The sequence below is a fragment of the Flavobacterium sp. MMLR14_040 genome (assembly GCF_033657265.1).
Lineage (GTDB): Bacteria > Bacteroidota > Bacteroidia > Flavobacteriales > Flavobacteriaceae > Flavobacterium.
Genome location: NZ_JAWVWO010000031.1, coordinates 20,101 through 32,574 on the forward strand (window position 1 = coordinate 20,101; position 12,474 = coordinate 32,574).

8 protein-coding genes are annotated in these 12,474 nt (G+C 34.6%); 4 read left to right on the plus strand and 4 right to left on the minus strand.

Translation table 11 applies throughout. The features are described 5' to 3' along the window. Nucleotides 1–6 precede the first annotated feature (6 nt). The gene (gyrA, locus tag SD960_RS22920) at nucleotides 7–2,643 is read right to left on the minus strand and encodes a DNA gyrase subunit A (RefSeq protein WP_318806202.1); all 2,637 of its coding nucleotides are present in this window, start codon (nucleotides 2,641–2,643) and stop codon (nucleotides 7–9) included. A 257-nt stretch (nucleotides 2,644–2,900) separates the two neighbouring features. Here gyrA and SD960_RS22925 point away from each other — a divergent pair, with 257 nt between their 5' ends. From SD960_RS22925 to SD960_RS22940, 4 genes are all read left to right on the plus strand, one after another. After that, nucleotides 2,901–5,447 (plus strand): ATP-dependent Clp protease ATP-binding subunit, encoded by a 2,547-nt coding sequence (locus SD960_RS22925; RefSeq protein ID WP_042564250.1) that lies wholly within the window; start codon nucleotides 2,901–2,903, stop codon nucleotides 5,445–5,447. 139 nt (nucleotides 5,448–5,586) lie between these two features. Beyond that, nucleotides 5,587–6,957 carry a 30S ribosomal protein S6--L-glutamate ligase gene (gene rimK, locus SD960_RS22930; protein ID WP_318806203.1) on the plus strand — a complete coding sequence of 457 codons (1,371 nt, stop codon included), beginning with the start codon at nucleotides 5,587–5,589 and terminating at the stop codon, nucleotides 6,955–6,957. 215 nt (nucleotides 6,958–7,172) lie between these two features. Then, entirely contained in the window at nucleotides 7,173–7,691 is a 519-nt protein-coding gene (locus tag SD960_RS22935; protein ID WP_318806204.1) for a DUF421 domain-containing protein, read from the plus strand. 78 nt (nucleotides 7,692–7,769) lie between these two features. Beyond that, nucleotides 7,770–8,822: a serine hydrolase domain-containing protein gene (locus SD960_RS22940; RefSeq protein ID WP_318806205.1), complete on the plus strand. Its 1,053-nt coding sequence runs from the start codon at nucleotides 7,770–7,772 to the stop codon at nucleotides 8,820–8,822. Nucleotides 8,823–8,892: 70 nt separating this feature from the next. On the opposite strand, the gene SD960_RS22945 is transcribed toward SD960_RS22940, so the two are convergent. The 3 genes from SD960_RS22945 to SD960_RS22955 all read right to left on the minus strand — a co-directional run bounded on the left by SD960_RS22945 (nucleotide 8,893) and on the right by SD960_RS22955 (nucleotide 12,452). Next, entirely contained in the window at nucleotides 8,893–10,290 is a 1,398-nt protein-coding gene (locus SD960_RS22945; RefSeq protein WP_318806206.1) for an SMI1/KNR4 family protein, read from the minus strand. 151 nt (nucleotides 10,291–10,441) lie between these two features. Beyond that, nucleotides 10,442–11,776, minus strand: a complete 1,335-nt coding sequence (locus tag SD960_RS22950) for an inorganic phosphate transporter (RefSeq protein WP_318806207.1) — start codon at nucleotides 11,774–11,776, stop codon at nucleotides 10,442–10,444. A gap of 31 nt (nucleotides 11,777–11,807) precedes the next feature. Continuing rightward, nucleotides 11,808–12,452: a DUF47 domain-containing protein gene (locus SD960_RS22955; protein ID WP_042564245.1), complete on the minus strand. Its 645-nt coding sequence runs from the start codon at nucleotides 12,450–12,452 to the stop codon at nucleotides 11,808–11,810. Nucleotides 12,453–12,474 lie beyond the last annotated feature (22 nt).

Below are 12,474 nucleotides of genomic sequence, written 5' to 3' on the forward strand. Positions count from 1 at the left end.
ATATTTTTACTCTTCCGATTCTTCTTCAGAATCATCTTCGTCTTCTACTACTTCATCAGTATCGTCTTCATCGTCTTCAACTGTACCGTCGTCTTCAAGAACTTCCAAATCTGGCTTAACTCTTTCGATAACCGGCCCAACTACATTTCCATCTTCATCAACAACAACTTCTTCAACATCGTCTTTCATGACTTTTGTTACGGCTGCAATAGAATCTTTACCTTTTAAGTTAATTAATCGAACCCCTTGAGTTGCACGACCCATTACACGTAAATCTTCGATAGCCATTCTAATTGTCAATCCTGATTTATTGATAATCATTAAGTCATCAGCATCAGTTACAGCGTTGATAGAAATAAGTTTTCCTGTTTTTTCTGTAATGTTAAGTGTCTTCACACCTTTTCCACCACGGTTCGTAATTCTGTAAACATCTTCTCCGTCTTCGTCTACTAATTTGGTACGTTTTCCGTATCCATTTTCAGTTACAACTAAAATTTGCGAATCGTTAACATCATTTTTAGCAACAGTAACCATACCAATTACTTCATCAGTATCGTCTTTTAAGCTAATTCCACGAACTCCAGAAGCTGTTCTTCCCATCGGACGTGTTTTAGTTTCTTCAAAACGAACCAATTTACCAGATTTAACGGCCAGGATAATTTGGCTTTCACCGTCTGTTAATTGCGCACCCATTAATTCGTCGCCTTCCTTAATAGTAATAGCCGCAACTCCATTTACTCTTGGTTTAGAATATTTCTCTAAAGAAGTTTTCTTAACCTGACCTTGTTTGGTAACCATTACAAGGTTATGACTGTTGATATAATCTTTATCTTTTAAGTCTTGCGTACAAATGAAAGCTTTTACTTTATCATCGCTTTCAATGTTTACAAGGTTCTGAATTGCTCTACCTTTTGCCGTTTTACTTCCTTCCGGAATTTCGTAAACACGCATCCAGAAACATTTTCCTTTTTGGGTAAAGAACATCATATATTGGTGGTTGGTTGCAACGAACATGTGCTCAAGGAAATCCTGATCTCTTGTTCCTGCACTTTTTTGTCCAACTCCTCCTCTATTCTGCGTTTTATATTCTGTTAAGTTCGTACGCTTGATATAACCTGCATGAGAAATTGTAATTACTACATTTTCATCGGCAATTAAATCTTCGATACTTACATCTCCACCAGAATATTCAATTTGAGAACGACGCTCATCTCCGTATTTCTCACGAATTTCTTCAAGTTCCTCCTTAATTAATTTAGTTCTCAAATCAACATCAGCTAATAATGCTTTTAAGTGCTCAATTAATTTCATTAATTCTTCAAACTCAGCTCGTAATTTATCCTGCTCCAGACCTGTTAACTGACGCAAACGCATCTCAACAATAGCACGGGCCTGAATATCTGATAATTTAAATCTTTCGATTAATTTCTCACGAGCTTCTTCCGTGTTTTTAGAACCTCTAATTATAGCGATTACTTCATCAATATTATCAGAAGCAATAATTAAACCTTCTAAAATATGTGCTCTTTCTTCGGCTTTACGTAATTCAAATTGTGTTCTACGAACTACAACATCATGACGGTGCTCAATAAAATAGTGAATCATATCTTTTAGATTCAACATTTGAGGACGTCCTTTTACCAATGCAATATTGTTTACACTGAAAGAAGATTGCAGTGAAGTAAACTTATATAAGGTATTCAAAACTACGTTTGGCGTAGCGTCACGTTTCAGGATATAAACGATACGCATACCGTTTCTGTCAGATTCGTCACGAATATTGGCAATACCTTCAATTTTTTTATCGTTAACCAAATCAGCCGTACGTTTGATCATTTCGGCTTTGTTAACCTGATATGGAATCTCGGTAACGATGATACATTCTCTACCGTCAACTTCTTCAAAACCAACTTTTGCACGCATTACAATACGTCCTCTACCGGTTTTAAAAGCTTCACGAACGCCTTCATAACCATATATTACACCACCAGTTGGAAAATCAGGAGCTTTAATATGTGTCATTAATTCGTCAACTTCAATATCGTTATTATCAAGGTACGCCAATGTACCATTGATTACTTCAGTTAAATTGTGTGGAGGCATATTGGTTGCCATACCTACTGCAATACCGGTTGCACCGTTTACTAACAAGGTAGGAACTCTTGTAGGCATTACTTTTGGCTCATATAATGTATCGTCAAAGTTCAATTGAAAATCAACTGTTTCTTTTTCGATATCTGCCATAATATCCTCAGAGATTTTTCGCATTCTGGCCTCAGTATAACGCATTGCCGCCGGACTATCTCCATCGACAGAACCAAAGTTACCCTGACCATCAACTAATAAATATCGCATACTCCATTCCTGAGCCATACGTACCATCGCATCATAAACAGATGTATCTCCGTGTGGGTGATACTTACCCAGAACCTCCCCTACGATTCTCGCAGATTTTTTGTGGGCAGATCTTGATGTTACTCCTAAGTCATACATTCCGTAAAGAACTCTTCGATGCACTGGTTTCAAGCCATCTCTAACATCCGGAAGCGCTCTTGATACGATTACTGACATCGAATAATCGATGTAAGCTGATTTCATTTCATCTTCTATGTTAATGGGAATTAACTTTTCTCCTTCAGACATAAGTTGTTATGTTTAATAATTATATTAGTTTCAAAGCGTGCCAAGATACGGTTTTTTGAAATTTTTTCAGCTATTTACTTACACTTATTTCAATGATTTATTAACAACTTTATTTTACTTTTTAGTTAATAAATTAAGCGTTTTTTAACGCTTTTATTGTTATTTTTTTTGTCTATTAGCTGACAGGAGATTCGGAAGGGTATGGTTTTTGTTTTTCAAAGACTAATTCACTAAATTTACAATTACAATTATATATTATGGATGATAATTTTTCACCAAGAGTAAAAGATGTTATTACCTACAGTAAAGAAGAGGCCTTACGTTTGGGTCACGACTTTATAGGTACTGAACATCTAATGCTAGGCATTTTGAGGGATGGAAACGGTAAAGCCATTCATATACTTAATAACCTTGCAGTCGATTTAGATCATTTGCGCAGAAAGGTAGAAATACTGAGTCCGGCCAATCAAAGCGTTGAAGTAAATGCTGAAAAGAAAAATCTTCATCTTACCCGTCAAGCGGAAAGGGCACTGAAGACAACTTTTCTGGAAGCGAAAGTATTTCAGAGCTCATCAATTAGCACGGCCCACCTGCTTTTATGTATCTTACGAAACGAAAACGATCCCACAACCAAGCTGTTGAATAAACTAAAAATAGATTATGACATAGCTAAAGAACAATATTTAAATATGACTCCAAACGAAGAAGAATTCTTAGAAAACTTGCCAAGAAACGAATCATACAATGACGATTCAGGACAAGATGACAGTCTTAAGGAAAGTAGTTTTAATAATCCAGCCAATAAGTCAAACAAAAAATCCAAGACTCCGGTTTTAGATAATTTTGGGAGAGATTTAACAGAAATGGCCGAAGAAGGAAAACTAGATCCTGTTGTAGGACGCGAAAAAGAAATAGAGCGTGTATCGCAAATTTTAAGCCGTAGAAAAAAGAACAACCCACTTCTTATTGGTGAACCAGGAGTTGGTAAATCTGCTATTGCCGAAGGATTAGCATTGCGTATCATTCAGAAAAAAGTATCACGTATTCTTTTCCACAAACGTGTAGTAACGCTTGATCTGGCAAGTTTAGTTGCCGGAACAAAATACCGCGGTCAGTTTGAAGAAAGAATGAAAGCCGTGATGAACGAACTTGAAAAAAATGACGATATCATTCTTTTCATTGATGAAATTCACACTATTGTGGGTGCTGGCGGAGCAACAGGTTCTCTTGATGCTTCAAACATGTTCAAACCTGCATTAGCAAGAGGCGAAATTCAATGTATTGGTGCAACAACGCTTGATGAGTACAGACAATATATTGAAAAAGACGGAGCTCTTGAAAGACGTTTTCAAAAAGTAATTGTAGAACCAACTTCTGTTGAGGAAACAATCGCGATTTTGAACAATGTAAAAGACAAATACGAAGATCACCATAACGTAACTTACACGCAGGAAGCGATCGAAGCTTGTGTTAAATTAACAAACAGATATATGTCTGAGCGTTTTTTACCGGACAAAGCTATTGATGCTCTTGACGAAGCTGGTTCTCGTGTACACATTACTAATATTGATGTTCCTAAACAAATTCTTGATTTAGAGCGTCAGTTAGAAGAAGTTCGCGAAAACAAAAACATGGTAGTGAAAAAACAAAAATATGAAGAAGCTGCCAAACTTCGTGATGATGAAAAACGTATCGAAAAAGATTTAGCTGTTGCACAAGAGCAATGGGAAGAAGATTCTAAAAACAACAGAATTGAAGTTACAGAAGATAATGTAGCCGATGTTGTTTCCATGATGACCGGGATTCCTGTAAACAGAATTGCACAAACAGAGAGTAATAAATTAGCCAAATTACCTGAATTGATTCAGAATAAAGTAATTGGTCAAAACGATGCGGTTTTAAAAATTGCACGTTCTATTCAACGTAACAGAGCCGGACTTAAAGATCCTAATAAACCAATTGGTTCGTTTATTTTCTTAGGTCAGACCGGAGTTGGTAAAACCCAATTGGCAAAAGTTTTAGCAAAAGAATTATTCGATTCTGAAGATGCATTGGTTCGTATCGACATGAGTGAATACATGGAAAAATTTGCTATCTCTCGTTTAGTTGGAGCGCCTCCGGGATACGTAGGTTACGAAGAAGGTGGACAATTAACTGAAAAAGTTCGTAGAAAACCTTATTGTGTTGTTCTTTTAGATGAGATCGAAAAAGCGCATCCGGATGTGTTTAATATGATGCTTCAGGTGCTTGATGACGGATATTTGACCGATAGTTTAGGTCGTAAAATCGACTTTAAAAATACTATCATTATCATGACATCTAACGTTGGAGCACGTCAGTTGAAAGATTTTGGACAAGGTGTAGGATTCGGAACTGCTGCAAAAGTGGCTCAGGCCGATGAAAACTCAAAAAGCATTATCGAAAATGCATTGAAAAAAACTTTCGCTCCAGAATTTTTAAACAGAATTGATGACGTAATCGTGTTCAACGCATTAGAGAAACATGATATTGATTTGATTATCGAAATCGAGCTTACAAAACTGTACACTCGTATTGCTGAATTAGGATATAAATTAAGTCTTACTGATAAAGCAAAAGCATTTATCGCTGAAAAAGGTTTTGACAGACAATTTGGTGCAAGACCTCTAAAAAGAGCGATTCAGAAATATGTTGAAGATTTGTTAGCAGAAGAAATCATTACTTCAAAAATACATTCAGGTGATGAAATCTTAATGGATTTAAAAGATGATTCTCAGGAACTTTCTGTAGAAGTACACAAAGCCGAAGAGCCTACAAATCTATAAATTGATAAATTTTATAACAGAAATAACAAACCCGTTACGTTTTTATAACATAACGGGTTTTTTCTTTGGATAAAATCGTATATTTATTAAAAGCAAATAGCTACTTTTGAATATTAAATTTTATAACAAACAATAACGTATGCTTCAAAATAAAGTCATTTTAGGTAGCGAAGAATGGTGCTCATTTCCAGAACTAGGAATCCCTACAATCAAGGCTCGCGTCGATTCTGGCGCAAAAACTTCGGCAATGCACGCCATAAACATAGCTCCTTTTATAAAAAATGATGCCAATTGGGTAAAATTCGACATTAACCCTATTCAGAATAATATCAAAACCATTATTCATTGTGAAGCTCCGCTGGTTGACAAACGAATTGTAAAAAGTTCAAGCGGTTTTAGAGAACATCGTTATGTTATTCAAACCAACTTAAAAATTGGCGATGCAAAATGGCCAATCGAAATGACTTTGACCAATCGTGACTCAATGGGTTTTCGCATGCTTTTAGGACGCGAAGCCATGAGCGGACGTGTATTGGTTGATCCTGAAGAAAAATACATGTTGGGACAGCCAACAACTGAAGCGTTAAAAGAATTATACCAAAACTCAGAAAAAGCAAGTTCTGGTTTGCGAATCGGACTTTTGGCGAGTAATCCTGAATTATACAGCAATAAAAGAATCATGGAAGCCGGCGAAATGCGCGGTCACGAAATGCATTTTTTGAATATCAAAGAATGTTACATGAAACTGGATGCTAAAACTCCTGAAATTCATTACAGAGGCGGAAAAATATTGAATCAATTTGACGCTATTATTCCGAGAATTCGACCAAGCATTACGTTTTATGGTTGTGCTTTAACACGTCAGTTTGAGGCTTTGAAGGTTTTCGTTTTAAACTCGGCTACAGCCATAACGCAATCGCGAGATAAATTATACTCATTGCAATTGCTTTTAAACAGCGGAATTGACATCCCAACAACCGGTTTTGCCAATTCTCCTCTAGATACTGACAACTTGATTAAAATGGTTGGAGGTTCGCCTTTAATCGTAAAATTACTGGAAGGAACTCAAGGAAAAGGTGTTGTTTTGGCAGAAACAAAAAAAGCGGCAGAAAGTGTTATCAACGCTTTTAAAAGCTTAAATGCAAACATTTTAGTTCAGGAATTCATTAAAGAAGCCAACGGAAAAGACATTCGTTGTTTTGTAATTGACGGAAAAGTAGTTGCGGCAATTCAGCGTGAAGCAATGCCAGGCGAATTCAGAGCGAATATTCACTTGGGCGGAACAGCTTCTGTTATAAAAGTAACTGCAGAAGAGAAAAAAATTGCCATTAAAGCCGCAAAAGCAATGGATTTAAAGGTTGCTGGAGTTGATATTATTCGTTCTTCAAAAGGACCTTTATTGCTGGAAGTAAACTCTTCTCCTGGACTTGAGGGAATTGAAGGTGCAACAAATAAAGACATTGCCGGAGAAATGATCAAAGCCATTGAGAAGAATTTTAAATTGATATAAGTTAATCACAATTCGTATAATATAAAAGCAAAGTAGCCCCAATATTGTCATCCCGAGGAACGAGGGATCACACTCGTAGCTCGACAACGGCTTTCGATTTACTTTGCGGAGTTTCTAGTGCGATCCCTCGTTCCTTGGGATGACACAAACACATACTAGCTTTGTCAAAGTTTAAAACTTTGACAAAGCTTTTTTTAAACATAAATCCAAAAAAAATGACACTATACCCCTATTTAGACATTGTTTTTAGAAGTCTCGCTGTTTATTTTTTCATGACAATTGCAATTAGAATTTTCGGTAAAAAAGAACTTTCACAATTAAATACTGCCGATATCATTCTGATTTTACTAATTAGCAACTCTGTTCAAAATGCAATGGTTGGACCGGATACAAGTCTTTGGGGAGGTTTGGTTGCGGCTTTGGTTTTGTTTGTAATCAATTTTGTTATAAAAAAACTAACGCACAAATACAAAGTGCTCAACGATTTACTTCTGGATAAACCTGAAATCCTGATTCACGATGGAAAACTTGACTTTAAAGCCTTAAGCAAATTAGACATTTCACACGACGAATTGAAAGAAGCGATGCGCGAACATGGTTTAGAACATTATACCGATGTAAAGCTTTGTATGCTCGAAATTGACGGTACAATCAGTGTAATTTCTGAAGACAAAAAGAATCTGAAACAAACGCATTATAAAAGAAAGCACAATCATAAGAATTTTAGAAAATAACTGTTAGAAATTCCAAATTCCAAACTGAAAACAAATTCAAGTACAAAAATTTCAAATTCCAACTAACTAAACCAATCAATGAAGAAATTATTCCCGATTTTATTTGCTTTTATTATTACCAACGGATTTTCCCAAAATCTAAATAGTAAAAGACTAGACAGTTTATTTCAACTTTTAGACAAAAACAATAAATATATGGGAAGCATTGCGATTTCAGAAAACGGAAAACTTATTTATTCAAACTCTATTGGTTATGAAAATGTTGAGGCTTCAAAAAAATCAGATATAAACACTAAATACAGAATTGGTTCTATTTCGAAAATATTTACTGCTTCATTGATTTTTAAAGCTATTGAAGAGAAAAAAATCAATTTAAACCAAACGATGAATCAATACTTTCCAACAATAAAAAATTCCGGCAAAATCACTATTTCAAATCTATTGAATCATCGAAGCGGCATACATGATTTTACTAATGATGACAGCTACTTTGATTGGAATACACAATATCAGTCAAGAGAAAAAATGATTGAGAGAATTGCTTCCGGAGAAATTGCTTTTGAGCCTGACACAAAAGGGGAATACAGTAATTCTAATTATGTGCTGCTAACTTTTATTCTTGAAGATATTTACAAAAAATCCTATTCTGAAATTTTAGCTCAAAAGATAATCAAACCCCTAAAGCTTAAAAACACTTATTTTGGAGGAAAAATAAACACAGACAACAAAGAATGTAATTCTTATACCTATTCCGGAAAATGGCAAAAAAGTACTGAAACAGATATGTCTATTCCGCAAGGAGCCGGAGGAATTGTTTCGAACCCAACTGATCTGAATCTTTTTATTGAAAGTCTGTTTGCGGGTAAAATCATTTCTGCAGAACATTTAAATGAAATGAAAACCATAAAAGACAAATTTGGTATGGGAATGTTTGAATTTCCTTATCAGGATAAAAAAATATACGGTCACACGGGTGGAGTTGACAGATTTAAATCGGTATTGGCTTATTTGCCAAAAGAAAAACTGGCAATAGCATTTTGTTCAAACGGAAAAGATTATGATAATAACAATGTTTTACAATGTGTTTTAAGTTCTTATTTTAATAATCCATTTCAAATGCCAATATTTTAAAAATTCCAAATAAAAAATTCCAAATTCCAACGCTTTGGGATTTGGAATTTAATATTGAAACCTGCGTTTTTTATTTCCAAAACTCAAACCATTTCTTTTCATTAATTACATCAATGTTAATAGTTTTTATAGTTGTAGTGGTCAATCCAAATAACTTAAGATTTTGATTTAAATTGGATAAAATATAATCCTGCTCTTTCGGGAATTTCTCAGCAATCATCTTATAATAAACTAAAAGTTTTTTATCTTTTACTCCATTCACAGCTTGTAGCGCCGCATGAATAACCAAATTTGAGCTATCTTGTAAACCCACTATAAAAGTATCGACATAATCACTTTTATTTTCTAATTGTCCAAGAGAATAATAAGCAGCCTTTTTTATTTCTTCATTTTCATTATATACAAATGGAACCATAACAGCTCCGTAATCGAATTTCATTTCTTTCAGTAAATAAGTACCGAATCTAAATGTTTCTTCATCTTTTATTCTCTCAATATTGTTTTTGATAAATTCTTTCCAATCAGCACTTTTATTTTTTGCGTACCAAAACACAAACTGAAACACAGACAAAATATCTTCTTTGGCAAAAGCTGTCAAATAAGGATAAGCCCGATTATAATCAAACTTAACAAGCACCTGAAGCAGCATTTTTTTAATTTTACCAGTAGCCGATTTATACTGTTCTTCAAGAAAATTCAATTCGCCAGAGTCTATTTTTTTCTTTTTTAAGATTCCATATAAACATTCTAATTTTATCTTTTCGTCATCCGTAGCAGCATAAACACTCAAAATATGCGATACAGCACCGCCTAATGTATAATTGAATAACTCTGTTTCTGCTTCATTTTCAGAAGTAATTTCATCAAGCCAGCGTTCGTACCAATCCAGAAAATTGGATTCAAAAACAAAAAATGGCTTTTGCAGATCTAAATCAATATTCACGATTCGCCCTTTAAATTCTCCATTTAAAACAAGTCCATAATAATAAGTACAGCCTTGAGTGCCAATGGGTAAAACACCTGAATATAATTTCCCTGATTCAACATCAAAATCATCGTCAGACAGGTTTTCATTTTCATCAATATTTTTTGTCAAATCTTTCCAGAATTCATCGCTCATTTCTGGATTTAACATACAGTCTTCTTTTAAATATTTTTCCGGATTAGCTGAAATAAATTCCTCAACATTTTTCCCGAGAGGAAATATTCCATAACCGGGACCGGCAGCAGAATCCTGATAAGATATTCCACCATTGCCAATATGCAGTAAAAACGTTTTGTAACCATCCGGAAGAGAAACATTGTAATCACTCTCAAATTGTATAATATCGCCAATATCTGCCGTTTTACCAATAATATATTCATGACTATCAGCACCAAATACTTTTAAGCCTTTATCTGTATTTTTTGCTATAATCAACTTCTTTTTTATCCTCTCTATTTGATCTGAAGTTTTTTGATCTATCATAATGAAATTTGAATTTGTATCAAATATATTACTTTATAAGTATTGAAAAAGATGTTTCTGCAAACAAAAAAACCGCTTTCAAAATTGAAAGCGGCTTTAATATATTTTGACAAATGTGATAATTACTCTCTCACATTTTACATTCATCTGTTTACGAAATAAATAAACTTAAAACAAAGTAAACCAATCCAGCTAAAATAGCCGAAATAGGAATCGTTAATATCCAGGCCCAGATCAAACTTACAGTTACCCCCCAACGAACGGCAGATACACGTTTTGTTAATCCAACCCCGATGATAGAACCTGTAATCGTGTGAGTTGTACTTACTGGTATTTTTAAGTGTTCTGTAAAATACAATGTTAAAGCTCCGGCAGTTTCAGCAGCAACACCTTCAAATGAAGTTACTTTTGTGATTTTAGAACCCATTGTTTTTACAATTTTCCATCCTCCGCTTAAAGTTCCTGCAGCAATTGCAGAATAACAAGCTAGCGGAATCCAGCCCGGCATTACTCCTTTTACTCCAGTATCATCATTTGGCAAAACAACGTCTAACCATGAAGCCATATGAACTCCAGGATTTGTATGGATATAAACGGCTACAGCGGCAGCAATAATACCCATTACTTTTTGAGAATCGTTTCCTCCGTGACCTAAACTAAAAGCAGCAGAAGAAAGTAATTGCATCTTTTTCAAAGCAGCATCTGCCTGATGAAGATTTAAGCTACTGAATATTAAACAAAAAGCACTTACCGTTAAGATAATAAAAGCAACTAAAAACCATTTAATATTGTGCGGATCAAAAGCTACACTCCAAAAATGAGAATCAAAACGAGGTTTGTCAATTTCTGAATAAGGAACCATTAAACTACTCACAACCCAAATAGTTGCGATCATTAAAGCCACAGTAAATATTTTTGGAAAAATACTTTTACGAGAAGCGTTTAATAACCAGATTGATATTAAATAAGAAGCAAACGCTCCCAATAAAGGTGCTAAAACAATAAAAGCAATAATGATAATAACTCCCGAGGGCATTCCACCATCTTTTCCAGCCTTATACCAGCTTACGATTTCATACCAATAATGTGTAGCTCCATCTTCACCAATATAACCAGAAAAACCGTGTACAGCGATTGCGTGAGCAACAGCTGCTCCTGCAAAACCACCAATTAACGTATGTGAAGAACTTGAAGGAATTCCTAACCACCAGGTTAATAAATTCCAACAAATAGCTGCAATTACACCGGCAAGAATTACGACAAGATTGATTTCCATAGTGTGCGCTGTTTTGGCAACAGTATCTGCAACACCAAATCCGAAAACCCAATACGCCAGAAAGTTAAAAAACGCTGCCCAAAGAACGGCCTGAAAAGGCGTTAATACCTTTGTGGCAACAACTGTAGCAATAGCATTTGCCGCATCATGAAAACCATTGATGTAATCAAAAATTAAAGCTAATACTATAATAATTATAAGTAGCGTCATAAATTATAACTTCAGAATGAAATAAATTGAATTAAGAATGTTTTACAGAAATAGATTCCAGTATGTTGGCAACACTCTTACATTTATCTGTCGCAGATTCTAAAACCGATAACACTTCTTTATATTTAATAATATTTTTAGCGTCTGTTTCGTTCTCAAAAATTTCAAAAACTGCTTTGTTATAAACGTTATCTGATTTATTTTCCAATTTATTAATTCTGGCGCAAGCCTCCTTAATAATATTCATGTTTTTCAAATTGCTCAACTCTTTTACAGCGCTGTCGATGTTTTGACAAGCTTCAAGGTTGATTTCAGTCATTTTTCTGATTGATTTTGTAATTTTATCAACCTGATACAATCTCATTCTGCTCGCCGCACCGTGCAAATAATCGGCAACGTTATCAATAGAAGTAATAAGCGTGTGAATATCCTCTCTATCAAATGGAGTAATGAAATTTCTACTCAATTCAAGATTAGTTTGACGTGTAATGTCTTCTCCTCTTTGCTCTAATTCATCAATTTTTTGAAAAAGAACTTCTCTTTCTTTCAATGGAAGATTTACAGCTTCGTGTAAATTAGAAGCTAATTCAATTAAATTGCTTGAAGCCTCTTCAAAAAGTGGAAAGAATTTCTTGTCTTTCGGCACTAAAAATTGGAAAATACTGTTTATTGACATTTTTATATTTTTGATAGTGCAA

What these genes read in the sequence shown, in the direction of transcription:
- gyrA (WP_318806202.1), bottom strand. Translation starts at nt 2,643, where the DNA reads ATGTCTGAAGGAGAAAAGTTAATTCCCATTAACATAGAAGATGAAATG.
- SD960_RS22925 (WP_042564250.1), top strand. Translation starts at nt 2,901, where the DNA reads ATGGATGATAATTTTTCACCAAGAGTAAAAGATGTTATTACCTACAGT.
- rimK (WP_318806203.1), top strand. Translation starts at nt 5,587, where the DNA reads ATGCTTCAAAATAAAGTCATTTTAGGTAGCGAAGAATGGTGCTCATTT.
- SD960_RS22935 (WP_318806204.1), top strand. Translation starts at nt 7,173, where the DNA reads ATGACACTATACCCCTATTTAGACATTGTTTTTAGAAGTCTCGCTGTT.
- SD960_RS22940 (WP_318806205.1), top strand. Translation starts at nt 7,770, where the DNA reads ATGAAGAAATTATTCCCGATTTTATTTGCTTTTATTATTACCAACGGA.
- SD960_RS22945 (WP_318806206.1), bottom strand. Translation starts at nt 10,290, where the DNA reads ATGATAGATCAAAAAACTTCAGATCAAATAGAGAGGATAAAAAAGAAG.
- SD960_RS22950 (WP_318806207.1), bottom strand. Translation starts at nt 11,776, where the DNA reads ATGACGCTACTTATAATTATTATAGTATTAGCTTTAATTTTTGATTAC.
- SD960_RS22955 (WP_042564245.1), bottom strand. Translation starts at nt 12,452, where the DNA reads ATGTCAATAAACAGTATTTTCCAATTTTTAGTGCCGAAAGACAAGAAA.